Genomic DNA, 24050 nt, shown 5'->3' with positions numbered 1-24050 from the left:
CGTCAGGCGTCGGCCGGGGCGGTGCGCAGGTCGGCGAGCAGCCGCTCCACCTCGGCGAAGGCGGCGTCGGGCACCGGGCCGTACGCCAGGGTGCCGAGGTTCTCCTCGGCCTGGGCGACCGTGCGGCAGCCGGGGATGGGCAGGGTCCGGGGGCTGCGCGCCAGCAGCCAGCCCAGCGCGCCCTGGGCGAGGGTACGACCGTCGACCGTCGACCGTCAGCGCCTCCCGCACCCGGCCCACCCGGTCCGCCCACTCGGCGCGCGGGAGCCCGTCGGTGAACCAGGGCAGCCACTCCGGGGCGACCCCGCGTACGTCGTCGCCGCTGCGGGCGGCCGGCGCGCTCTGGTACTTGGCGGTGAGCAGGCCCATCGCGAGCGGCCCCCGGTTGAGGCTGGCCAGGTCGAACTCGTCGCAGACCGCCAGCATCTCCGCGTTGTCCCGCAGCACCGACTGGTCGTGCTGGATCGCCGCGCAGTGCGGTCCGGCCGTGGCGAACGCCCGCGCCGAGGCGGGGTCGTCGGTGCTCCAGCCGTACGCCCGGATCTTGCCCTCGGCGACCAGGGCCTCCAGGGTCTCGACCAGGTCCAGGGCCTGCGGCACCGGCAGCGCGTTGACGTGCAGCTGGTACAGGTCGACGTGGTCGGTGTCGAGCCGGCGCAGCGAGCCCTCCAGGCTGCGCCGCGCGTACGCCGGGCTGGCGTCCTCGCCGGTGGCCTGCCGGGTGGCCTCGTCGGTGGGGTAACCGAACTTGGTGGCGATCACCGCGCGGTCACGGCGGCCGGCGAGGGCCCGCCCGAGGACCCGTTCGCTGTGCCCCGCCCCGTAGTTGCTGGACGTGTCGAAGAGGGTCGCCCCGAGCTCGAGTGCCCGGTGGATCGTCCGGACGGACTCGTCGTCGTCCACCTCGCCCCAGCCGAGCGGCTGGGTGCCCGCCCAGAGCGGCCCGCCGATCGCCCAGCAGCCCATGCCGATCGCGCTGACCTCGATGCCGCTGCGACCCAGTCGTCGTGTCGTCGTCATGGGACCACTCTTCAACCTCGAGTGCACTCCACGTCAAGCGCGACCGTCATCCGGGCGGGACGACCACGCGTCACTCCCCGGTCTGACCGTCGATCGCCTCGCGCAGGATGTCGGCGTGGCCGAGGTGCCGCGCGTACTCGTCGATCAGGTGGTGGAACACCCAGCGCAGCGGGCGGTGCCGGCCGGCGAACGGGCGGCCGACCGCCGCCAGCGGACGGTCCGCGGCGATCCGCCGGGACACCTCGACCTCCGCCCGCCAGAGCGCGAACGTCTCCTCGCCGGTGGCCCGGTCCACGTCGTCGAAGGTCTCGTCCCAGTCGTCCGTGCGGTCGAACAGGTCACCGGGGAAGGCGTCGGCGATCACCGCCTGGAAGTACCACCGCTCGACGGTGGCCAGGTGACGCACCAGGCCGAGCAGCGAGAGGTGGGACGAGGGCACCGGCCGGAGGCGTAACTGCTCGTCGGTGAGGCCGGCGCACTTGCGCTCCAGCGCGTGCCGCTGATAGTCGAGGAAAGTCGTCAGCAGCGCCCGCTCGTCCGCCGTGGGCGGCAGCGCGAAACGTTCGTCCATCACCGGTCGGATCGTACGTACGATCGACCGGTTTCGTTGCCCCGTCCGGCCGGCCGCCGGTCAGCGCGCCCCGGCCAGGCGGGGCAGCAGCGGGCCCAGCGGCCCGACCGCGTCGGCCCGCACGACGAAGCGGGTCACGCCCCACCGGCGGCGGTGCGCCGCGACCGCCGCGACGATCTCGTCGGGGGTCCCGATCAGCACGAACGGGGTGGCGAGGAGTTCGGCGACGGTCAGGCCGGTGTCGGCGGCGGTCGCCGCGGCGGCGGCCTCCGCGTCGTCGGTCACCGCCACGTGCTGCACCAGGGCCTCCAGCGCGGGTGCCTCGGCCCGCCCGGTGGCCCCGGCCGCGACGTGCGCGAGCTGCGCGTCGAGCTGGTCGGCCCGCCACCGCACGTCGTGGGCGTGGCCGTCGGCGAGGGTACGACCGAAGCCGGTCAACCCCACCACGTCGGCGTACGCGCCGGCCCAGCGCAGCAGCGTCGAGTTGGCCGTACCCATGGTGAGCGGCACCCGAGGCCCGACGGGCGGCTGGGTCAGCCGGGCCGACCGGGCGACCAGCTCCGGGGTGTCCACGGTGACCTCGTGGCCGGCGAGCAGGTCCCGGACGGCCTCGGCGACGGCCACGCAGCGGCGTACCCGGGCGGCGACGTCGGGCCGCTCCCGCCCCACGGCCCGCCACTCGGCGGGGGTGTGGCCGGCGCCGAGGCCGAGCCGGGCCCGACCCCCGGAGAGCAGGTCCAGGGTGGCCACGTCGGTGGCGAGCAGGATCGGCTCCCGCACCCCCGCGTGGGCGACGTACGAGCCGAGACCCAGCGTCGAGGTCACCGCCGCGGCGGCGGCCAGCGCCACGAACGGCGACGCGCCGTGCCCGGGATGGTCACCGGCGAGCAGGGCGTCGAAACCGGCCGCCTCGACCCGTCGGGCCAGGTCGAGCCAGCTCCGCGCATCGGTCGGGTTGGCCTGTACGGAGAAGATCGCCATCAGCCCACCCTGCGCCCTCGCCCACCGGCCGCGCGACCCCGTACCGCCCGCTTCTGCCGACGGCCGAACTGCTCAGCCGGCCCGGTGCACGGCGTCGAGGCGGGCGAGGTCGGTGGGGGAGAGGCGCAGCCCGCCGGCGGCCACGTTCTGGGCGAGGTGCTCGGGGTTGCCGGTGCCCGGGATGGCCAGCACGTTCGGCCCGCGCTGGAGGAGCCAGGCCAGCCGGACCTGCGCCGGGGTCAGCCCGTGCTCCCGGGCGACGGCCCGCACCTCCTCCGGTTCCACGCCGCTCGCGCCCGCCTCCCGCCCGCTGGTGGCGAGCGAGAAGAACGGCACGAAGGCGATGCCCTGCGCCGCGCAGTCCCGCACCAGCTCGTCCTGGCCCGCCCGGTAACCCAGGCCGTAGGAGTTCTGCACGCAGACCACCGGGGCGATCGCCTGCGCCTCGGCGAGCTGGTGCGGGCGGATCGCCGAGACGCCCAGGTGCCGGATCAGGCCGGCGTCGCGCAGCTCGGCGAGCGCGCCGAAGTGCTCGGCGAGCGGTTCCGGACCGTACACCCGGAGGTTGACCACGTCGAGGTGGTCCCGGCCGAGCTGGCGCAGGTTCTCCTCGACCTGGCCGCGCAGCTGGTCGGGCCGGGCCATCGGCAGCCACTCGCCGGACGGGTCCTTCCCCGGCCCGACCTTGGTCACGATCACCAGATCGTCCGGGTACGGCGACAGCGCCGTGTTGATCAGCTCGTTGGCCGAGCGCAGCGCCGAGAAGTAGAACGCCGCCGTGTCGATGTGGTTGACCCCCAGCTCGACCGCGCGGCGCAGCACCGCGATCGCCCGGTCCCGGTCGCTGGGGCCGCCGTCGGCGTTCGTGGTCAGCCGCATCGCGCCGAAGCCGAGCCGGTGTACCGTCCGGTCACCCAGTCGCCAACTGCCCGCCGCCGCGGCGTCGATCGTCCCCGTGGTCATGGTCCGCTCCGTCCTGTCCGGCGCCCGCGTGCCGGCCGCCGGTTCCCGACACGCACCGTACGGCGTCCCGGTTCAGCGCGGCGTCCCGCTCAGGTGGACGGCTCGTCGGACGCCGGCTCGTGCCAGCGGGCCCGGTACGCGGCCTCCTGCGCCTCGTGCGTGGCCCGTTCCTCGAAGACCAGCGCCCGCAGCGCCTGCCGCGACTCGCCGAAGACCATCACCTCGGCGGCCACCAGTCCCACGCAGATCGCGGTCAGCAGACCCAGGCTGACCAGCGCCGGCACCGCACCGGCGACCGGGATGCACCCGGCTAGCAGGAGCACCGTGCCGACCCGGGTCCAGGACAGGGTGTGCAGGGTCCGTAGCTGGAACAGCATGTTGCCGCACAGATAGCAGATCACCCCGCCGTACAGCAGCGCCTCCGCGGAGCGGTGGGCCGGCTCGTGGAGGGGGACGGCCGGAGCGGCGACCTGGTGCACGAGTGCCTCGGCGCCCAGCGCGAACAGGATGATGCCGGCGATCATCGGCAGGTAGAGGTAGGCGTACGCGTCCCGGGCCATGGCCACCCGGGGGCCGTTCTTCGCCGCGTGCAGGGCGATCCGGGCCGCCGGCCCGATCACGTCGTAGTGCACCCACCACAGGGCGGCGGTGAAGAAGATGCCGAGCACCGCCGCGGTGACCGCGGGCCAGGTCGGCGGCTGCCCGAGCAGGTTGCTCCCCACACCGACGGAGATGACCGACTCACCCAGCGCGATGATCAGGATCAGGTCGTACCGCTCGGTCCAGTGCTCGGCGGAGGCGACGCCCCAGCCCCAGGTGCCGGCGAGGAGGCCGGTGCCGTACTGCAGCACCACGACGGTGGCCCACAGCCCGTCCCGGACCGCCCCCGCCGAGGCCAGGCCGTCGAGCTTCGGCGGGATCAGCGCGGCGGCGAGCAGCAGCAGGGTGCTCCCCACCACCTCCGGCGCGAACCGCATCAGCTGCCGGCGCTCGACCGGGCTGTCCCGTACCACGTGCAGGTAGAGCGACAGGTGGATGATCCGGATGGCGGTGTAGCTGATCGCCGCCACCATCGGGCCGGCGGCATTGCCACGCGGGTCCCGGAACGCCTGCGGCAGCGACAGGGCGAACGTGAACAGCCCGGCCATCGCGATGGTCATCAGGACCGGGACGAAGCCCTCGCCCAACCGGACCCGGGTGGCGACCACGCTGTGCATCACCCACGACCACCAGAGCACGGCCAGCACCAGCAGGGCGTGCAGCAGCGAGGCGCCACTCGGGTTCAGTGCGGTGGCCCGGGTGATGATGAAGAACGAGAAGACGAAGACCAGGTCGAAGAAGATCTCGAACCGCCCCACCCGGGTGCCCGGGGAGACCGCGACCGCCGGCCCGAGCCGTCCACGCCACCTGCCGCCCTTCACCGTCCGAGTCTGTCAGCGTCCGTTCCGTGCGGGGCTCGAATCCGGGCAGCCGGTGCCGGGCGCTCACGGGTCGCCCGGGCGACGGCGAGCCGGTCGAGCGCCGCGTCCGGCTAGCCGCGCCGGTCGTCGGGCTGGTCGTGGAAACGCCGCTGGCGCCAGGCGGTCTCGAACCGCTCGCGGGCGAGCCGTTCCTCGAGCACCCCTTCGCGCAGCGCTTCCCGGGAGGACGCGAGCACGACCATCTCGACCGCCATCATGACCAGCTCCACCCCGATCAACAGCCCGAAAGCGGCGAACAACGGCAGGTGTACGGAGAGCGCCCCGAGCCCGGTCAGCGCGACGATGGCGCCCACCCGGGTCCAGGTCACGGTGTGCAGCACACGGAGCTGGAAGAGCAGGTCGCCGACCAGAAAACAGACCGTCCCGCCGTACAGCAGGAGAGCTCCCGTCCCGTGCAGCGGATCGCCGAGCCGGAACTGCGGGCCGCTCACCTGGTGCATCAGCTCCTCGCCGCCCAGGGCGAAGATCACGATCCCGGCCAGCATGATGAGGTAGAGGTGCCCGTACGCGTCCCGCGCCAGCCGGGTCCGGGCATCGCCGCGCGTGCCGTGCATGGCCAGCCGTGCGGCGGGTGCCACCAGGTCGAAGTGCGCCCACCACAGGGCGGCGATACCCACGATGCCCAGCGCCGCCGCGACCAGCGTCGGCCAGGTGATCGGGAGACCGATCACGTTGCTGCCGATGCCCACCGAGATGAGCGACTCACCGAGGGCGATCATGAGGATGAGGTCGTACCGCTCGGTCCAGTGCTCTGCCGAGCTCACCGTCCAGCTCGCGGTGCCGGCAACGAGCGGGGTGGCGTACTGGAAGACCACCAGGACGACCCAGAGGCCGTCACGGACCAGTGCCGCCGTCTCCGGGTCGGTGACCCGGGGTGGCACCAACGCCGCCGCGAAGAGCAGCGAGACGCTGAACGCCAGCTCCAGCACGAACGGTCCGAGCCGACGGATCCGGCTCGGCTCGTCGCGCACGGCGTACACGTACAGGGCCATCAGCACCAGGCGGATCACCAGGTAGCTGCACGCCACCACGAGCGGCCCCGACAGCCCCTCCGGGGAGTCGCGGAACGCCCGCGGGCTCGCCAGCGCGAAGGCGAAGACCGCGATGATGACGACCACGACCACCGCGGGTACGAAACCCTCACCGAGCCGGACCCGGTTGGCGACCACGCTGTGGATGACCCAGCACCACCAGAGCACCGCCAGCAGCAGCATGGCGTGCAGCAGGCCCCGGCCGGTCAGCTCCGCCGTGGCGGCGCGGCTGATGATGAAGAACGAGAAGACGTAGACCAGATCGAAGAGGATCTCGAACCGGTCCGCACGGGCACCGGGCGCGACCTCGACGGTTGGCCCGACGTGTCGCCTCCAACCGCCGCGCATGGGCCGAGTCTCCCAGGGCGACCGGCGGTGCCGCCCGTGAACGACGAAGGGGGCGTACGGCGTGAGCCGTACGCCCCCTTCCGGGTCCTGCTAGCGGGTCACAGCCCCAGCTCGGCCTCGAAGTTGCCGGCCTCCAGCCGCTCCTTGACCGCGACCAGGAAACGGGCGGCGTCGGCGCCGTCGATCAGCCGGTGGTCGTAGGAGAGGGCCAGGTAGATCATCGAGCGGACCGCGACGACCTCGCCCAGCTCCGGGTCGTTGACCACGACCGGACGCTTCACCACGGCACCCGTGCCGAGCATCGCCGACTGCGGCGACGGCACGATCGGGGTGTCGAAGAGGGCGCCCCGGCTGCCGGTGTTGGTCAGCGTGAACGTCGCCCCGGCGATCTCGTCCGGGCTGATCTTGTTGGTCCGGGTGCGCTCGGCCAGGTCGGCGATCCGCTTGGCGATGCCGCCCAGGTTGAGGTCACCGGCACCGTGGATGACCGGCACCATCAGCCCACGCTCGGTGTCCACCGCGATGCCGAGGTGCTCGGCGTCGGGGTAGGTGATCGTGCCCGCGTCCAGGTCCATGCTCGCGTTCACGATCGGGTACGCCTGCAGCGCCTCGATGGCCGCCAGGGCGAAGAACGGCAGGAAGGAGAGCTTCACGCCGTGCTTGGCCAGGAACGAGTCCTTGGCCTGCGCCCGCAGCTTGGCGATCTTGGTGACGTCCACCTCGACCACCGTGGTGAGCTGCGCCATCTCGTGCAGCGACTGCTGCATCCGCTTGGCGATGGTCGCCCGGATCCGCGGCAGCTTCTCCGTGGTGCCCCGCTTGCCGCTCGGCTGCGGCTTCGCGGCCGGCTTGGCCGGAGCGCCCGCGGCGGCGGCCGGCGGCGCGGCCAGGCCGGCGCGGCCTTGGCGGCCTTCGCCTTCTCGGCCGCCTCCAGCACGTCCTGCTTGCGGATCCGGCCGCCGACCCCGGTGCCGGTGATCGAGGACAGGTCCACCCCGTGCTCGCCGGCCAGCTTGCGCACCAGCGGGGTCACGTAGCCGGCCGCCTCCTCGCCGCCACCCTGCACGGGGGCGGAGGGGCGCTGCGGGGTCGGCGTCGGCGCGGCGGGCTGGGCCGCCTGCTCCGCCTTGGCCGGCTGGGCGGCGGTCTCCGCCTCCGCGGCCGGCTCGTTGTACGACATGCCCGGGGTCGGCTCCTCGACCTTGGGCTCCGGCTTGGCCTCGGCCTTCGGCTCCGGCTTGGCCTCGGCCTTCGGCTCCGGCTTGGCCTCGGCCTTCGGCTCCGGCTTGGGCTCCGCCTTCGGCTGGGCCGGTGCGGCACCGGCCGCACCGATGATCGCCAGGTCGGCGCCGACGTCGGCGGTCTCGTCCTCGGCGACCTTGATCTCCAGCAGGGTGCCGGCCACCGGCGACGGGATCTCCGTGTCGACCTTGTCGGTGGAGACCTCCAGCAGCGGCTCGTCCACCTCGACGGTCTCGCCGACCTGCTTGAGCCAGCGGGTGACCGTACCCTCGGTGACGCTCTCACCCAGGGCCGGCATCTTCACCGGGGTGCCCTCGCCCGACGGCGCCGGGGCGGCCTCGGCCGCCGGCTCCTCGACGGCCGGCTGCTCCGCCTCGGCCTGCGGCTCGGCGGCGGCCTCCTCGGCCTGCTCGGCCGGGGCCTCCTCCTGCTGCTGCGGGGCGGCCTCGCCGGCCGACTCGCCCTCACCCGCGATGACGGCCAGCTCGCTGCCGACCTCGGCGGTCTCGTCCTCACCGACGACGATCCGGCTCAGCACGCCCGCCGCAGGCGACGGGATCTCGGTGTCGACCTTGTCGGTCGACACCTCGAGCAGCGGCTCGTCGACCTCGACGGTGTCGCCCTCCTGCTTGAGCCAGCGCGTGACGGTGCCCTCGGTGACGCTCTCGCCGAGCCGGGGCATGGTGACCGATACCGGCATGTTCTCCAGACTCCTTCATTCCCCTGGTGGGATCTTCGCCCGTCGCCGGACGCCGCGGGTTGTCGTGGTCAGGCGTGCGCGTGCAGCGGCTTGCCGGCGAGGGCCAGGTGCGCCTCGCCCAGGGCCTCGTTCTGGGTCGGGTGGGCGTGCACGAGCTGCGCCACCTCGGCCGGGTACGCCTCCCAGTTGTAGATGAGCTGCGCCTCGCCGATCAGCTCACCCACCCGGGCGCCGACCATGTGCACACCCACCACCGGGCCGTCCTCGACGCGGACCAGCTTCACGTGGCCGGCGGTCTTGAGGATCTGGCTCTTGCCGTTGCCACCCAGGTTGTAGTTGTACGTCTTGACCTTGTCGCCGTACTGCTCCTTGGCCTTCGCCTCGGTCAGGCCGACCGACGCCAGCTCCGGGTCGGAGTAGGTGACCCGCGGGATGCCGGCCTCGTCGATCACGGCCGGGTTCTGGCCGGCGATCTCCTCGGCGACGAAGATGCCCTGCTGGAAGCCGCGGTGCGCGAGCTGCAGGCCCGGCACGATGTCGCCGACCGCGTAGACGTTCGGCACGCTGGTGCGCAGCCGCTCGTCGGTCAGCACGTAGCCGCGGTCCATCTTGACGCCCTGCTCCTCGTAACCGAGGTTGGCGGTGTTCGGGCCCCGGCCCACGGCGACCAGCAGCAGCTCCGCCTCGACGGTGTCGCCGCCCTGAATGGTGATCTTCACGCCGTTCTCGGTCTTCTCGACCTTCTCGAACGGCTTGCCCACCTTGAAGTTGATCTTCCGCTTGCGGAACGCCCGCTCCAGCGCCTTGGACGACTCCTCGTCCTCGGCGGCGACCAGCCGGGGCAGCGCCTCGACGATGGTCACGTCCACCCCGAAGGACTTCCAGACGCTGGCGAACTCGACGCCGATCACGCCGCCGCCGAGCACGATCACCGACGACGGGACCCGGTCCAGGGTCAGCGCGTGGTCGCTGGTGATGATCCGCTCGCCGTCCACCTCCAGGCCGGGCAGGCTCTTCGCGTACGAGCCGGAGGCCAGGATGACGTTGCGGCCGGTGTAGCGCTTGCCGTCCACCTCGACCACGTTCTTGCCGACCAGCTTGCCGTGGCCCTCGACGATGGTGATCGCCTTGTTGCTCTTGAGCATGCCCTGCAGGCCCTTGTAGAGCCGGGCGATCACGCCGTCCTTGTACGAGTTGACGCCGGCCATGTCGATGCCGACCAGCTCGGCCTTGACGCCGAACTGCTCCGACTCGCGGGTCTGGTCGGCGATCTCGGCGGCGTGCAGCAGCGCCTTGGTCGGGATGCAGCCGTTGTGCAGGCAGGTGCCCCCGAGCTTGCCCTTCTCGATCAGCGCGACGGAGAGGTCCAGCTGGGCGGCACGCAGCGCCGCCGCGTAGCCGCCGCTGCCACCTCCGAGAATGACGATGTCGAAGGTTGCGTCGTTCGGCTCGCTCACGTCCAACTCCCAGGTCGCGTCGCTGCTTCGGGGGTTACGGCGGAGTAACAGGCACACCCCACCTCGGTCATCTTGTCACCACCCCGGCCGGAGCGCGTAGTGAGGTGCCCAACGACACGTCGACGACACGTACGCTTGGCACCGTCTTCGATTGACGGCGCACGGGGGGAGACGGGTCGGTGGGTCTGTTCCGACGACGCAGGCAGCCGGGTGCGGTGAGCCGCGACCGGTCCGTCGACCGCGCCGCCCTCGACCACCTGGAGAACTTCGTCCGGACCCGGCGCGGGGTGGAGGCGTACCTCGAACCCCGGACCACCGTCACCGAGACCACGGTCATGCTGATCGCCGACGACGGCGAGTGGACCCGCCGCCGCATCGACGGCCCCGAGGGCGCCCGCCGCTTCGCCCACAAGCTGGCCATCCCGATCTACGACGTCCGCCTGATGGGCTACCCGCAACGCATGCGCGACTACAACGAACGCCGCAAACGCCGCCCCGACCTCTACTGACCCCCCACCCCCACCCCCACCCCCACCCCTCACCGCGCGCCGCCCCCCTCCCCCCTCATTGCGCTCAAGGGGACGTCTTTCACGGAAAGAGTGGCCATTCCACGTGGAATGGCCACTCTTTCCGTGAATTTGCTGCGGGCGTCGGGCCTGTGGGGCGGGGTCAGCCGTTGGTGGCGATGTCCTCGACCAGGTGGACCAGGGTGCGGACCGGGACGCCGGTGCCGCCCTTGGTCCAGTAGCCGGTGGGCTCACCCGAGTGGTAGCCGGGGCCGGCGATGTCGAGGTGCGCCCAGTCCACCTCGTCGGTGACGAACTCGCGCAGGAACACGCCACCCTGGAGCATGTGACCGGCCCGGTCCATGCCGGCGTTGGTCTGCGAGATGTCCGCCACGTCGGAGTCCATGCCCTTGCGGACCTCGTCCGGCAGCGGCATCGGCCAGGCCGGCTCGCCGACCGCGTCGCCGGCCACCCGGACCCGCTCGCAGAGCTCCGGGCTGCCCATCACGCCGGCGATCCGCTTGCCCAGCGCGACGACCTGGCCGCCGGTCAGGGTGGAGGTCTCGAACAGGTAGTCGGTGCCCTCCTCGCAGGCCAGGGCGATGGCGTCGGCGAGGATCATCCGGCCCTCGGCGTCGGTGTTGAGCACCTCCACCTTCTTGCCGTTGTACATGGTGATCACGTCACCGGGGCGGTAGCTGGTGCCGGACGGCATGTTCTCCGCCATCGGCAGGTAGCCGGTCACCGCCACGGCCGGCTTGAGTGCGGCGATCGCCAGCATCGCCGCGCCGACCGCCGCCGCGCCGGCCATGTCGGACTTCATCTCCCACATGCCCTGCGGCGGCTTGATGGAGATGCCCCCGGTGTCGAAGGTGATGCCCTTGCCGACCAGCGCGACCCGCTTGCCGTTGCCCCCGCCCTCGGGCGTCCAGGTCAGCTTGACCAGCCGCGGCGGGGCCTCCGAGCCCTGGCCGACGGCCATGATGCCGCCGTACCCGCCGGCCTGCAAGGCCGCCTCGTCGAGCACCTCGACGCCGAGGCCCGCCTCGCGGGCGGCGGACGCCACGGCGTCGGCGAACGACGGCGGGCGCAGCTCGTTCGGGGCGGTGTTCACCCAGTCCCGGCTGAGCCGCACCGCGCCGGCCACCGCCTGGGCCCGGGTGATCTCCGCCTGGGCGGTCGTGTCGGCCGCGTCCGGCACGGCGACCAGCACCTCGGCCACCGGCTCCCGCCGGGTCGGCTGCGGCCTGGTCTTGTAGCCGGCGAAGCGGTAGCCGCCGAGCAGCGCGCCCTCGGCGACCGCGCGCAGCGCGGCCAGGGCGTCGGCGTCGTCCGGCAGCGGCAGGGCCAGCGCCACCCGGGGCGCGCCGGCCAGGGCGCGGACGGCCGAGCCGGCGGCCCGCCGCAGCACCTCCGGTGCCGGGGCGGCACCGGTCGGCTCCGCGCCGAGCCCGACCGCGACGACCAGCGGGGCGGTGACCGTGCCCAGCGTGGCCAGCTTGATCACCTCGCCGGGGCCACCGGTCGCGCCGAGCAGTGCCAACGTCTCGGTCAGCTTGCCGTCGAAGGCGGCGGCGATGCTCTCGGCGCCGCTGGCCAGCAGCAGCGAGGCGGCCGGGGTGGCGTCCTGCTCGGTCGGCTGGCTGTGCAGGCCGATCACGATGGCGTCGACGGTGAGTTCGGCGGGGTCGGTGTCGACCAGGCTGAGGGTGGTGCTGGGCGATGTCACGTGAGCTACTCCGGGCGGGCCGGGCCGGGCGCGTCGTCGCGTACCGGCGATGAAGGTCTCCGGCGGCAACCTACCCGCCGGACGTCGGGTGTGCCCGCCGATCGTCCCGACGGGTCCCGCCGATGCTAACCAGCCGTTCAGGCACCGGTAAGTTGCCACCCATGACCGAGGTGACCTCCGCCGCTGCCGCGAACCGGCTGCGCCGTTCCCCGCTGCACGAGCGGCACACCGCTCTCGGCGCCAAGTTCGCCCCCTTCGGGGGCTGGGAGATGCCGTTGGAGTACGCCGGTGGCGGCGTGCTCAAGGAGCACACGGCCGTCCGTACCGGAGTGGGCGTCTTCGACGTGTCCCACCTGGGCAAGGCCCGGGTCACCGGGCCGGGCGCGGCGGACTTCGTCAACGCCTGCCTGACCAACGACCTGGGTCGGATCGCTCCCGGCAAGGCGCAGTACACGCTCTGCTGCGACGACGCGAGCGGTGGCGTGGTGGACGACATCATCGCCTACCTGCACGCCGACGATCACGTCTTCCTCATCCCCAACGCGGCGAACACCGCCGAGGTGGTCCGTCGGCTGCGTGCCGCCGCGCCGACCGGCGTCACGGTCACCGACCAGCACGAGCGGTACGCCGTCCTCGCCGTGCAGGGCCCCCGCTCGGCGGAGCTGCTCGGCGCGCTCGGCCTGCCCACCGGGCACGAGTACATGAGCTTCTCCACCGCCACCCTGCACGGGACGGAACTGACGGTCTGCCGCACCGGCTACACCGGCGAACTGGGCTACGAGCTGGTCGTGGCGGCCGAGCACGCGGTCGCGGTGTGGGACGCCCTCTTCGCCGCGGGGGAGTCGTTCGACCTGCGGGCCTGCGGGCTGGCCGCCCGGGACACGCTGCGCACCGAGATGGGCTACCCGCTGCACGGGCAGGACCTGTCGCTGGAGATCACCCCGGTGCAGGGCCGCTCCGGCTGGGCCGTCGGCTGGGACAAGCCGGCCTTCTGGGGTCGGGACGCGCTGCTCGCCGAGAAGGCCGCCGGCCCCCGGCGTACGCTCCGCGGCCTGGTGGCGGTCGACCGGGCCATCCCGCGCCCCGGCATGGCCCTGTACGTCGGCGACACCCGGGTCGGCACCGTCACCAGCGGCACGTTCAGCCCCACCCTCAAGCACGGCATCGCCCTCGCCCTCGTCGACACCGCCCCCAAGCTGGCCGACGACGAGGTCATCGAGGTCGACATCCGCGGCCGCCGCGCCCAACTGCGCCTCACCCGCCCCCCCTTCCTCAACCCCTCCGTCAAGTAACCCCCCGCCCCCCGTCCCCCCCCTGCTCTGCTGGCGTTGATCATGAGGTTGGCGGCAGTGGAGGAGATCCACAGCGCCGCCAACCCCATGATCAACCCAGAGATGGGGTGGGGCGGGCGACGCGGGTGGGGTGGGGGTCAGGCGGGGGTGGGGGGTTCGCCGGCGTCGAGGACGGCTTGGGTCCAGCCGCCCTCCAGGACGCCGGTGCCGTCCAGGAGGGCCCAGTCGACTACGTCGGTCGTCTCGACCACGACGGGGGCGCCGATCCGGACGGAGGGGTCGGTGGCGGCGTCGCTGGCGCTGGCGCCGACGATCCGCTCCGGGGTGTCCCAGGAGGTGACACCGGCCCAGACGAACTCGGGGCCCTCGTCGCCGGGCAGGCCGTACTTCACCACGAGCTGGGTCTCGGCGGGCAGCCGGCCGGCCAGGAACCGGGCCCGGATGTCGCCCAGTCCGGCCCGGGCGGTGGCGATCGCCCTGCTCATCGCGTCGCCGGGTCGGGCGTACCGGACGTCGGGCTGGATGCCGGCGAAGAGGGTGGCGCAGGCGGCGGCGAAGTAGCGCCCGTCCGGCCCGGTGTGCCCGGCCGGCGGGCGGAGGCTGAGGAACGAGTCGGCGTCCGGGTCGGTCGCCGGGTCCAGCTCCAGCCGCAGCAGCACCGGTGCCGTCGCCCCGTGCTGCTCCGGGTTGCCGTACGCCACCGCGATGTCGTGGCCGGTCACCGTGGCCAGCACCGGCAGCTGCACGAACGCCGGCACCTCCTCGCCCGCCAGCCCGTCGGTCCAGTCCCGCAGCAGCCGCCGGGCGGCGCCGGTCATCACCGCGCCCCAGGCCCGGGTCAGGTGGTCCGGCACGCCCTGGGTCTGCAGCTCCAGCAGCCCGAACCGGCGCAGGCCCTTGGTGGTAAACCAGAGCCCGTCGGCGTCCGACGAATAGGGCACCAGCACCCAGTCGACCAGCCGGATCCGGCCCTGCTCGTCAGGGAGCGAGCGCAGCGCGGTCGCCGGGTCGAGGAACTGGAGACCGAAGACGTCCACCACGTCGCCGTCGACCGTCTCGGCCACCGCCGCGGCGACCGCCCGGGCGGCCCACTCGTGCGCGGGCGGCCAGCCGGGCCGGTATTCCGCCTGCACCACCACCAGGTGGGTGGCGGCGGCCAGCCGGGCCAGCTGCGCCTCGGTCGCCCCGAACGCGGTGAGCAGGTCCGGCGGGAGTTCCGGGAACTCCTCGATCGGCCGGGTGTCCACGCTCATCAGCGGACTGTCCAACATCTGCTTCGCCAGCCCGTACACCGGCTCGGCCAGCCGGCCGGCGAGGCCCGCCACGGCGGTCTTCGCGCTGACCCGGGGCAGCCCGGCGATCGGCACCAGATAGGTGGCATCCAACGACTCCGGGACCGGTACGGGCAGGAAGTCGTCCGTGATGAGCATGCCGTCCCCCATCGACCGCGCCGGTGCTGTCCCCCCAGAACGCTACCCGGCCGGGCGGGCCGCGCTCAGCCGGACAGCACCAACCCCAGGTAGACCAGCGTGGTGACGACCTCCACGGTGGCCCCGAGCACGTCACCGGTGATCCCGCCGAGCCGGCGTACCCCGTGCCGTAGCAGCCCGACCGCGACGGCGAGCGCGGCCAGCACGACGACCGGCCCCTGCCACGGGCGGTCCGGCACGGCGGGCACCGCCAGCAGCGCGACGACGGCCGTGCCGGTGACCAGCGCGACTGGCCCGACCGTCCCGGCGACCAGCGCGCTCCAGCCCCTCCGGGCGGGCGGCCGGCACCCCGCGCCGGCAGGCCACCGTGACGCCGAGCCGACCGGCGGCGGTCGCCGCGACCACGCCCGCGAGCGCCGCCGCCCACCCCCCGCCCGGCCAGCTCCGCGAGCACCCCGGCCTGGAGCAGGAGTACGACCACCAGCGCGACCAGCTCCCGAACGGGCCGACGTCCGGCTTCTTCCCGGCGATCTCCAGCGCCGCCGCCCCCCGCCGGTACGACCCCAGCGCGTCCACGGTGTCGGCCAGCCCGTCCAGGTGCAGCCCCCGGGTGACCAGCGCACCGAGGGCGACGGTGACGCCGGCGGCGACCAGCGGTGGGGCGAGAGCGGCGGTCAGCAGCACCCTGCCCAGCAGCGTGCCGAGCAGCGCGCCCACGGCCGGGGCGAACGCCATCGCCCGGCCCGCCGCGGCCCGGTCCACCTGACCGCGCAGCGGCAGCGGCGGCGGTATTCGCCAGGCCGGACGCCGTCGGCGAGCCGCGACTCAGCCGGCACGCCAGCCGGTGCGTCCGGCACCGCCTCGTCCGACCCGGTGGTGGCGGGACCGGGGCCTGCGGGTTCGCCCGGCGAAGTCCGCGGGTGGTCGCCGGGCCGGGGCCGGCCGGCTCGGGTTCGGCGAAGTCGGCGGCGTCCTCGCCCGCGTCGCCGCCGAGCGTCGGGTGCACGGCAACGTGGGCGGCCAGGGCCAGCGCCGAGCGCAACAGGCAGTACAGCGCGGCGGCCCCCTCGCCCAGGTCGAGCCGCAGTCCAGCAGCGGGGTCAGGCCGAGCACGTCGGCGGCCAACTGGACGGCTGCCGCCCACCGTGGTCGGGCAGCAGGCACCAGTGCCGGGCCTGCCCGGCCAGATCCTGGCTGACCATGCCGGCGGCCACCCTGACCGGCCTGTCCACCAGCACCGGCAGCCGGCGGGCGGTCGCGCCGAGCAGCACGCCGGTGGCCACCGCCACGTCGCCGCCGCCCAGTTCGGCCAGCACGTCCTTGGCGTCGCGCGGCGAGCGTCGGGTCCGGTGCAGGGCGTCGCGGACCGTTACCGGCCATCCAGGCCACGTCGTCGACCTCGCCGGCCCCGCTCACCACCCGGCCGAGCACCGCTGGCGGTTCGTCCTGGCGGTCGCCGCGAGCACCGCCGCGGCGGCGGCCTCCGTGCCCGCCCGCACGCCGCCAGCACCAGCAGTTGTACGCCCGCCTCGGCGGCCGCCTCGGCCAGCCGCCAGCCCTTGGCGCAGGGCCGCCTCCACCTCGTCGGCGGTCAGCGCCGGCCCGTCCTCGATCGGGGCGGCGGTCGGGGCGTCCACCACCTGGAGGCTGGCGCCGTTCTCGGCGGCCAGCCGGGCCAGGACACCCCGACCGGCGCGGCCTGCCGGGCCCGGCGGGCCGACTCGCCGGGTGCCGTTCCGGCCGCCGCGCCGCCGGTGTGGTCGCCGTGCAGCAGCAGCACCTGACCGAGGCCCACGGGTGGGGTGGCGGTGCCCTGGGTGGCGGCGGCGAAGCCGACCACCCGGTCCAGCAGCCCGAGCCCGGCACCCGGTACGTCCAGCGTGGCGAGCCGCTCCACGGCCAGCGGGCCGGCGTAGTCGTCGGCATCGGCAGTTCCATGCCGGCCGGATGACCAGGCCGGTGCTGACCATCGGCAGCGCCACGGTCGGCGCCGCCCAGGCGGCGGCTGGCGCGCTCCGCTCGCCGGTCGCGGCGCCACGCTCGGCGTCAGCACCTCCGGCAGCGCCGCTCGGCCGGCGCGCCGGCCTGACCGGGACCGGCCTGACCGGTGCCGAACTGATCAGCGCCGGGTCGCACCGGCGCCGGCCTGGCCGGGGCCGGCCGGGACCGGCGCGCTTCGACCGGTCGGGCGCGGCGGGCTTCAACCACGACGGCTGGCCGGCGACCACCAGCACCACCGCGTCGCAGGCGTCGGCGACCGCGCGGTTCGTCGCGCCCAGCGCGTCGGTGAAGGCGCGGCCCAGCGGGGTGGTCGGCACCAGCGAGAGCCCGACCTCCGGGCTGACCAGCACCAGCCGGGCGGCGCTCGACCGCACCGCCGCCGCCAGCTCGTCCACCGGCGGTGTGTCGTCGGCCGGGCTGGTGGGCCGGGTCGAGCAGCACGGACACCCAGCCACCCAGGTCGTCGACGAGGACCGTGTCGGCGCGGCACCGGCGATCACGTCGGCCAGCCGGCGCGGGTCCCCGGCGGTCTCCTCGGTGTCCAGCTCCCGCCGCCGGGCGCGGTGCGCCAGCCGGTTCGCCCACTCGGTGTCGTCCGGGTCGCCCGCGGGGGCGGTCGCCAGGTAGCGGACCGTGGGAGCGTCGGCGACCAGCGATTCCGCGAACTCGGACTTGCCGGACCGGATACCGCCGAGCACCAGGAGCGGCCCCACCCGTCTACGGACATGCCCGTACCTTAAGGCCGTCCGGCGGACCGCCGCCCGCCGGCCCGGACGCCGCCTGGCACCCGGCGGCGACCTCCGGCGGGTCAGCCGCAGTGCTCGAACGCCGGCGTAGCTCGCCCCGCCGGTCGCGCCGCCCCACCGCACACGCCCTGGCGACCGCCCGGACTGGCCCCGCGTAGTACGCGTAGGACCTGCTCTCGGTGTCGCGGGCCTTCCCCCGCACTTCTCCAGGTACGCCGACACGGCGGTGGCCTGGCCGACGTTCTTCTCCTTCAGGGTGACCACGCAGTTGCGCCCGTTGCCGCCGTTCCAGAGCAGGTACACCCGGCCCTGCCGGACCCCGCCGACGGTCAGCGCCGCCGAGTCGATCACCCGGTGTTGCCGCCGCACACTCGCGTCGCCGCGTACGGGTTCGGGTCAGCACCGCCGGTGGCGGTCGGCGTGGGCGACGCCGACACCGCACCGCCGGCCGGTCCGGGTCGCCGACGCGGTGGCCGTCGGGTCCGCCACCGGAGCCACCGACGGCGACCGACCGGCCCGCCCGGTACGACCCGGCGTCGGCGCCGCCGACCGCGTGGTGGCCGACGGTCAGGCCGGTCCCGGCGCGGCGGACGTCGACGCACCGGTCGGCGCGGCCTGTCGCTGCGGCGGGTCGTCGGCCACCGGGGAGTACAGGGTCGCCAGGGCGGCGGTGGCGCCCAGCGAGAGCAGCACGACGACGCCGCCCGCGGCGAGCGCGAACTGCCGTCCCCACCCCGAGCGGCCGTCCGCCGGCTCCGGCCGGGTCGGTGGGCGCCGGCAGCACCACCGGGGTCGCGTCCCGGGCGTCCTCGGCGGCGTCCGCTTAATGCGGCGGCGCTCGCGTACCGGTCGCCGGGGCTCTTCGCCAGCGCCCGGCGGACGACCTCCGCCACGGCCGGCGGGGTGCCCGGCGGGAGCGGGGCCGGCTCGTCCTGCACCTGCCGCAGCGCCACCTGCAGCGGGTTCTCCCCCTCGAACGGGGGCCGGCCGGACAGACAGTAGTAGGCCACCGCACCGAGCGCGTAGACGTCGGTGGCCGGCGAGACCGGCTGCCCGCCGGCCTGCTCCGGCGACATGTACGACGCGGTGCCGAGCACCGTGTGCGCGGCGGTGATCCCGGCCGTCGTGCCGGACCGGGCGATGCCGAAGTCCACCAGCACCACGCTGCCGTCCCGCTCGACCAGCAGGTTGCCGGGCTTGACGTCCCGGTGCACGATCCCGGCGACGTGCGCGGCGTGCAGCGCGCGGGCGGCCTGCGCCACCACCGACATGGTGGCGGCCGGGTCGAGCCGCCCCGTCCGCCGGACCCGGGTCACCAGCGGCTCGCCGTCGACGTACTCCATCACCAGGTAGCTCACCCGGCTGCCGTCGGGCAGCGTCGCCGAACCGACGTCGTGCACCTGCACGATGCCGGGGTGCCGCAGCGCGGCCAGCATCCGCGCCTCGGCCCGGAAACGGGTGGTGAACTCCGGGTCGGCGACCAGCGCGGGCAGCAGCACCTTCACCGCGACCGGCCGGTCGAGCAGGGTGTCGGTGCACCGCCAGACGGCGCCCATGCCACCGGTCGCGATGCGCTCGCCGAGCAGATAGCGGTCGTGCAGCAGCACTCCTGGAGTCAGCACCGCGTCACCGTACCGGCCGGGGCGGCGGCCGTTGACCCACCCGGCGGCCCGCCGGAGGCGGTGGGGCCGGGCCGTCGCGCAGCCGGCCGACTACGCTTGCGGGGGTTCGCGTCCCGAGGGGACGACGGCGGCGAGGGGAGACGCGGCATGGCGTGGAGCTGGCGGTACGAGGGCACGAACGGCGAGTCGGTGGACGGGCCGGCCGAGTCGTTCAGCAGCCAGGCGGATGCCGAGTCGTGGATCGGTCAGACCTGGCGCGAACTCGCCACGTCCGGCGTCACCACCGTCGCGCTCGTCGAGGACGACCGGGTGGAGTACCGGATGAGCCTGCAGCCCCCGGCCGAGTGATGGGCTACGACCGCCCGGGCGAGCCCCTCGTGCTGGGCGTGCCCCGGGCGGCGTTCCGGCCGAGCCCGGTCTTCCTCGCCCTGGTCGCGCTCCTCGTGACCAGCGGCGTGATGGCCTGGCAGGGCTACGGCAACGTCCGGTTCGACGTGTTCGGATTCGTCGTCTCCGGCTGGCTGGTCTCGCTCTGCCTGCACGAGTACGCCCACGCGGTGGTCGCGTTCCGGGCCGGTGACCGCGACATCGCGCACCGGGGCTACCTGACCCTCAACCCGTTCAAGTACACCCACCCGCTGCTGTCCATCGTGCTGCCCGTGGTGGTGGTGCTGCTCGGTGGCATCGGCCTGCCCGGCGGCGCGGTCTGGGTGGACCGGCACGCCATCCCCGGCCGGCTGCGGCACACCCTGGTCAGCCTCGCCGGCCCGGCCACCAACGTGCTGTTCACCCTGCTGCTGGTGGCCGCGCTGCGGGTCGGCTTCGGCACCGGCGGCTCGCCGGAGTTCTGGGCCGGGGTCGCACTGCTGACGTTCCTCCAGCTCACCGCCAGCGTGCTCAACCTGCTGCCGGTGCCGGGCCTGGACGGCGGCAACATGATCCAGCCGTGGCTGAACCCGCAGTGGCGGCGCGGCTATGACCTGATGGCCCCGTGGGGCTTCATCCTGCTCTTCGCGCTGCTGTGGAACCCGCGGATCAACGGCTGGTTCTTCGGCGCGGTCTTCTGGCTCGCCGACCTGCTCGGGCTGCCGCCCGGGCTCTATCTGCGCGGGCTGGACCTGATCCGCTTCTGGCAGGGCTGACCGCCGGCCGGCCCGGCCGGACCGAACGGCGATCGGGCCGACCGGTGGTCGGTGGCGGGGCCGACCGGGCGCCGGCAGCCGGCGCGCAGCGCCGGGAGCGCGTCGGTCCGGCGTACCCGGAAAGGGGCCCGGGCCGACGCGGAGGCCGCGCCGGCCCGGGGGAGCGTCACGGCCGCTCGGCCGGGCTCTCGGTCTTCGCCGCGTCCCGCTCGGTGACTGGCTCGACGATCTCGTCGATCGCCTTGAGCAGGTCGGCGTCGAGCTTCACGCCGGCCGCCTTGACGTTGTCGTGCACCTGCTCGGGCCGGGACGCCCCGACGATCGCGGAGGCCACGTTCGGGTTCTGCAGCACCCAGGCGACGGCGAGCTGCGGCATGGTCAGCCCGGCCTGCTCGGCGAGGGGCTTGAGCCGCTGCACCCGGGTCAGCACCTCGTCGTTGAGCCAGGCGGCGATGAAGTTCGCGCCGGCCTTGTCGTCGGTGGCCCGGGAACCGGCCGGCGGCGGCTGGCCGGGCAGGTACTTGCCCGACAGCACGCCCTGGGCCATCGGCGACCAGACGATCTGGCTGACGCCCAGCTCCTCGCTGGTCGGCACGACCTCGGTCTCGATGACCCGCCACAGCATCGAGTACTGCGGCTGGTTGGACACGAGCGGGATGCGCAGCTCCCGGGCGAGCGCGTGGGCCTCGCGGATCTGCGACGCCTTCCACTCCGAGACGCCGATGTAGTGCGCCTTGCCGGCGCGCACCACGTCGGCGAACGCCTCCATCGTCTCCTCCAGCGGCGTGCTGTAGTCGTACCGGTGGGCCTGGTAGAGGTCCACGTGGTCGGTCTGCAGCCGGCGCAGCGAGCCGTCGATCGACTCCATGATGTGCTTGCGGGAGAGGCCCCGGTCGTTGCGGCCCGGTCCGGTCGGCCAGTAGACCTTCGTGAAGATCTCCAGCCCCTCGCGGCGCTCGCCCTTCAGGGCCCGGCCGAGGACCGACTCGGCCTTCGTGCCCGCGTAGACGTCGGCGGTGTCGAAGGTGGTGATGCCGCTGTCCAGGGCGGCCCGCACGCAGGCGGTCGCCGCGTCCTCCTCGACCTGCGAACCGTGGGTGATCCAGTTGCCGTACGAGATCTCACTGACCATCAGGCCGGAGCGGCCCAGGTGTCGGAATTCCATGCTCCGACCCTAGCCCGGCCCGATCACGGTCGCCCCTGCGGCGCGGCCCCGCGCGGCCCTGTGCGGCCCCGGCGGGCCAGGGGCGGTCAGAGGACCGGGGTGGCGTCGGTGAGCAGCCGATCGAGCTCCGCCACCACCTCGGCCCGGCCCGGATGCACCGGGTCGAGCAGCGGCTCGCCCCGCCGGTCCAACGCCCCCCACCGGCCCGCCGCCGTGGCCACCAGGAACGCGACCGGGTGGATCACCAGGGTCGGATGGGCCGGCTCCACCAGCACCCGGCCGGTCCGGTCCACCACTCCCCGGCGGCCGGCCAGCTCCACCACGGCCAGCCCTTCCTCGGTGAAACCGTCCACCGACCGCCCGTCCGCCATCCGAGTGCGGAAAGCCTGGTAGCGGGGCGGCACGACGAGCCGACCGGCGCGGTCCACCGCACCCCAGCCGCCGTCCCGGCGGACCACCGCCACCCCGCCGGCGAACGGGCGGACCTCCTCGAAGCCCGGCGGGACCTTCACGATGTTGGTCGGGTCGACCGCCATCCAGTTGCCCTTGCCGTCCATCGAGACCCAGGCCAGACCCTCGGCGAACGAGCCGACCGCCCGATAGCCGTTGTTCGCCGCGATCAGCGTCGCCCCCGACGTGTCGACCAGCGCCCAGCGGGACGCCTCCGGCCGGCGTACCCAGGCCATCCCCTCCCGGAACGGCTGCACCTCGGCGTAGTCGCAGGGGATCACCAGGTGGCCGTCGGCGTCGGCGTACCCCCAGCGTTCCGACTCCTCGTCGAAGGTCGGCGCCGGTGACCGTTCGCCGCCCAGCAGCTCGTCCCGATTGCGCGGCCGGGGGCCGAAGCCGTCCACGGTGGCCCGTTCCCGGACCGCGTCCAACGCCACCGCCGTCCGCGCCGCCAGCTCCGCGTCGGCGCCCTGGCGCAGGTCGAGGGCCGACTCGAAGTGCTGACACGCCTCGATCAACCGGCCCTGGTCATAGCAGGACCGGCCGGCGTGCTCGTGCAGCACCGCGCGCAGCCGGTCGGGCAGCTCCGCGGAGTTGGCCTCCGCGAAGAGCCGATCGGCCTCCGTGTGTTCGCCGCGCCAGCGCAGCACCTCCGCCAGGCGGGCCCGCGCCAGCGCGGTCCGCCGCAACTCACCGGTGGCTTCCGCGTACGTCAGGGCGAGCCGACCGTCGGCGACGGCGTCGTCCAGGTCGCCCAGGATCCGCGAGGCCACCGCCCGCAGGCTGAGCAGCCGGGCCCGGCTGCGGTTGTCCAGCGCCACGCCCAGCTTGGCGGTCAGCCCGTCCCGGACGGTCCGCAGCTCCGCCGGTTCGGCGATCTCCTCGCGCAGCGTCCCCGGGTGCAGCCGCCACCGGAAGGCGGCCAGCGCCTGTTCGGGATCCACCGGCGGCGCCTCCCGCCGCTCCTCCGGCGCCTCCCGCCGCTCCTCCGCCGTCGCCTGCCGCTCGTCCGGCGTCTCCCGCCGTTCGCCCGACGGTGCCGCTCGCCGCTCTTCCGGTGCGGCTTGCCGCTCGTCCGGCGGCTGGGCGTCGGGCTCCTGCTCCGGCCGCTCGGCGTCGAGGGGCGTGCCGGTGCCGGTCGCGGTCGCCGCTCCGGTGCCGGCGGCGGGGGTCGGTGATCCGGCCGGGGTGGGGTGGTCCGCCGGCTCGCCCCGGTCGGTTGCCGGTGGCACCGGTGCGGATGGGGTCGTCTCCTGCACGTCGGTGGGTGCCGGGGCTGCGGGGTGGTCCGCCGGCTCGCGCCGGTCCGTTGCCGGTGGTCCCGACACCGGTCGGGCCTCCTCCTCGACGCCGGCGGGTGCCGGCGCGGCGGGGACCGGGTGCGTCGACTGATCCGCTGCCGGCGGCGCGGAGACGGGTCGGTCGGGTGCCGCCGACCCCGGGTGCGTCGGTGAGTCCACTGCCGGGGGCGCGGAGACGGGCCGGGCCGGCGGTGCGGACACCGGGTGCGCCGACCCGTCCGGTCCCGTACCGGGCTGAGCGGGTGGCGCGGACACCGGCCGGGCGGGTGCCGAGGTGGGCCGCGACACGACCTCCGGCGGCCCGGCGGGCGGCCGGTACGCGGGAGCGCCGGCGCGGCAGCGGGGGACGGTCCACCCGACGCGGCCGGCGGCGCGGACACCGGCCGGTACGCGGGTGGCGCGGGACGCGCGGCGGGCGGTGCGGAGACCGGTACGACACCGGGCCGTTCCGCGGGCGCCTCGTCGGCGACGGGCCGCGGCGCGGGTGTCTCGTCGACGGCCGGTACGGGCCGGCTCGGCAGGAACCACGGCACCGCTGCCTCGGCCCGGCGACCGCTCGGCGGGGTGGCCGGGCCGTCCCCGGTGTTCTCCGGCGTGCCGTCACGCTGCCCGACGGCGGGCCGGGGGCGTACCGCGCCGTTGCCGGTCGCGTCGACCGTGTGCGTGGTGGTGGGGCCGGGCCAGCTTCCGGGTCCACCGTGGCCGGTGCGTCCGTGACCGAGGACGGCCGGTCGTCCCCGGCCGCCGGAGCCGGCGGTGCGGAGTCCGGCGCGACCGCTGGCACGGACGCCTGCGGTGCCGGCGGTGCGGACACCGGGGCCGCCGGCACGGGGACTGCCGGCGGCGCCGACTCGGGCGCTGCCGGTGGCGCG

General features: G+C 74.6%; 18 protein-coding genes and 4 pseudogenes. 4 read left to right on the top strand and 18 right to left on the bottom strand.

Going from position 1 to position 24050, the window contains the following annotated elements:
* Positions 1-2 precede the first annotated feature (2 nt).
* The 8 genes and pseudogenes from MRQ36_RS04710 to lpdA all read right to left on the bottom strand — a co-directional run bounded on the left by MRQ36_RS04710 (position 3) and on the right by lpdA (position 9794).
* Positions 3-1020 (bottom strand): annotated as a pseudogene (locus MRQ36_RS04710) (aldo/keto reductase).
* Positions 1021-1090: 70 nt separating this feature from the next.
* Positions 1091-1591 carry a DinB family protein gene (locus tag MRQ36_RS04705; protein ID WP_242800833.1) on the bottom strand — a complete coding sequence of 167 codons (501 nt, stop codon included), beginning with the start codon at positions 1589-1591 and terminating at the stop codon, positions 1091-1093.
* A gap of 60 nt (positions 1592-1651) precedes the next feature.
* Positions 1652-2572 (bottom strand): LLM class flavin-dependent oxidoreductase, encoded by a 921-nt coding sequence (locus tag MRQ36_RS04700; RefSeq protein WP_242793095.1) that lies wholly within the window; start codon positions 2570-2572, stop codon positions 1652-1654.
* Between the two features lie 72 nt (positions 2573-2644).
* A complete protein-coding gene (locus MRQ36_RS04695) occupies positions 2645-3535 on the bottom strand; it encodes an oxidoreductase (RefSeq protein ID WP_242793093.1) in 891 nt (296 codons plus the stop codon).
* Between the two features lie 89 nt (positions 3536-3624).
* The gene (locus MRQ36_RS04690) at positions 3625-4956 is read right to left on the bottom strand and encodes a low temperature requirement protein A (RefSeq protein ID WP_242793091.1); all 1332 of its coding nucleotides are present in this window, start codon (positions 4954-4956) and stop codon (positions 3625-3627) included.
* A gap of 110 nt (positions 4957-5066) precedes the next feature.
* The gene (locus MRQ36_RS04685; RefSeq protein ID WP_242793090.1) at positions 5067-6395 is read right to left on the bottom strand and encodes a low temperature requirement protein A; all 1329 of its coding nucleotides are present in this window, start codon (positions 6393-6395) and stop codon (positions 5067-5069) included.
* 98 nt (positions 6396-6493) lie between these two features.
* A pseudogene (sucB, locus tag MRQ36_RS04680) lies at positions 6494-8337 on the bottom strand (2-oxoglutarate dehydrogenase, E2 component, dihydrolipoamide succinyltransferase).
* A gap of 68 nt (positions 8338-8405) precedes the next feature.
* Positions 8406-9794, bottom strand: coding sequence for a dihydrolipoyl dehydrogenase (lpdA, locus tag MRQ36_RS04675; protein ID WP_242793089.1), 1389 nt, complete (start codon positions 9792-9794; stop codon positions 8406-8408).
* Between the two features lie 179 nt (positions 9795-9973).
* Between lpdA and MRQ36_RS04670 the strand changes: the two genes are divergently transcribed.
* Positions 9974-10303: a hypothetical protein gene (locus MRQ36_RS04670; protein WP_242793085.1), complete on the top strand. Its 330-nt coding sequence runs from the start codon at positions 9974-9976 to the stop codon at positions 10301-10303.
* Positions 10304-10463: 160 nt separating this feature from the next.
* On the opposite strand, the gene MRQ36_RS04665 is transcribed toward MRQ36_RS04670, so the two are convergent.
* Positions 10464-12029 (bottom strand): leucyl aminopeptidase, encoded by a 1566-nt coding sequence (locus MRQ36_RS04665; protein ID WP_242793083.1) that lies wholly within the window; start codon positions 12027-12029, stop codon positions 10464-10466.
* Positions 12030-12190: 161 nt separating this feature from the next.
* Between MRQ36_RS04665 and gcvT the strand changes: the two genes are divergently transcribed.
* Positions 12191-13321: a glycine cleavage system aminomethyltransferase GcvT gene (gene gcvT / locus MRQ36_RS04660; RefSeq protein WP_242793081.1), complete on the top strand. Its 1131-nt coding sequence runs from the start codon at positions 12191-12193 to the stop codon at positions 13319-13321.
* 137 nt (positions 13322-13458) lie between these two features.
* Here gcvT and MRQ36_RS04655 read toward each other — a convergent pair whose 3' ends face one another.
* The 7 genes and pseudogenes from MRQ36_RS04655 to MRQ36_RS04630 form a co-directional block, all read right to left on the bottom strand.
* Positions 13459-14751, bottom strand: a complete 1293-nt coding sequence (locus MRQ36_RS04655) for a DUF2314 domain-containing protein (protein ID WP_242793079.1) — start codon at positions 14749-14751, stop codon at positions 13459-13461.
* Positions 14752-14816: 65 nt separating this feature from the next.
* Complete coding sequence (locus tag MRQ36_RS33130; RefSeq protein ID WP_278187847.1) at positions 14817-15035, bottom strand: adenosylcobinamide-GDP ribazoletransferase; 219 nt, start codon at positions 15033-15035, stop codon at positions 14817-14819.
* 121 nt (positions 15036-15156) lie between these two features.
* Positions 15157-15486 (bottom strand): annotated as a pseudogene (locus MRQ36_RS33125) (adenosylcobinamide-GDP ribazoletransferase); the annotation flags it as partial.
* Positions 15487-15851: 365 nt separating this feature from the next.
* Positions 15852-16067 (bottom strand): nicotinate-nucleotide--dimethylbenzimidazole phosphoribosyltransferase, encoded by a 216-nt coding sequence (locus MRQ36_RS04645; RefSeq protein ID WP_242793078.1) that lies wholly within the window; start codon positions 16065-16067, stop codon positions 15852-15854.
* A gap of 275 nt (positions 16068-16342) precedes the next feature.
* Positions 16343-16648 (bottom strand): nicotinate-nucleotide--dimethylbenzimidazole phosphoribosyltransferase, encoded by a 306-nt coding sequence (locus MRQ36_RS04640; protein ID WP_242793077.1) that lies wholly within the window; start codon positions 16646-16648, stop codon positions 16343-16345.
* A gap of 373 nt (positions 16649-17021) precedes the next feature.
* Positions 17022-17450, bottom strand: a pseudogene (locus MRQ36_RS34330) (bifunctional adenosylcobinamide kinase/adenosylcobinamide-phosphate guanylyltransferase); the annotation flags it as partial.
* Between the two features lie 395 nt (positions 17451-17845).
* Positions 17846-19120, bottom strand: coding sequence for a serine/threonine-protein kinase (locus MRQ36_RS04630; RefSeq protein WP_242793075.1), 1275 nt, complete (start codon positions 19118-19120; stop codon positions 17846-17848).
* Between the two features lie 147 nt (positions 19121-19267).
* Here MRQ36_RS04630 and MRQ36_RS04625 point away from each other — a divergent pair, with 147 nt between their 5' ends.
* Positions 19268-19468: a hypothetical protein gene (locus MRQ36_RS04625; protein ID WP_242793074.1), complete on the top strand. Its 201-nt coding sequence runs from the start codon at positions 19268-19270 to the stop codon at positions 19466-19468.
* Positions 19468-20262, top strand: a complete 795-nt coding sequence (locus MRQ36_RS04620; protein ID WP_242793073.1) for a site-2 protease family protein — start codon at positions 19468-19470, stop codon at positions 20260-20262. The genes MRQ36_RS04625 and MRQ36_RS04620 overlap by 1 nt, the downstream gene beginning before the upstream one ends.
* 166 nt (positions 20263-20428) lie before the next feature.
* On the opposite strand, the gene MRQ36_RS04615 is transcribed toward MRQ36_RS04620, so the two are convergent.
* Positions 20429-21427 carry an aldo/keto reductase family protein gene (locus MRQ36_RS04615; protein WP_242793071.1) on the bottom strand — a complete coding sequence of 333 codons (999 nt, stop codon included), beginning with the start codon at positions 21425-21427 and terminating at the stop codon, positions 20429-20431.
* Positions 21428-21513: 86 nt separating this feature from the next.
* Positions 21514-23109, bottom strand: coding sequence for a WG repeat-containing protein (locus tag MRQ36_RS04610; RefSeq protein ID WP_308194777.1), 1596 nt, complete (start codon positions 23107-23109; stop codon positions 21514-21516).
* Positions 23110-24050: the final 941 nt, after the last annotated feature.

This window comes from Micromonospora sp. R77, assembly GCF_022747945.1.
Taxonomy (GTDB): Bacteria; Actinomycetota; Actinomycetes; order Mycobacteriales; family Micromonosporaceae; genus Micromonospora.
The sequence above is the reverse complement of the archived record's forward strand: the minus strand, read 5'-3'. Positions and strand labels throughout refer to the sequence as shown.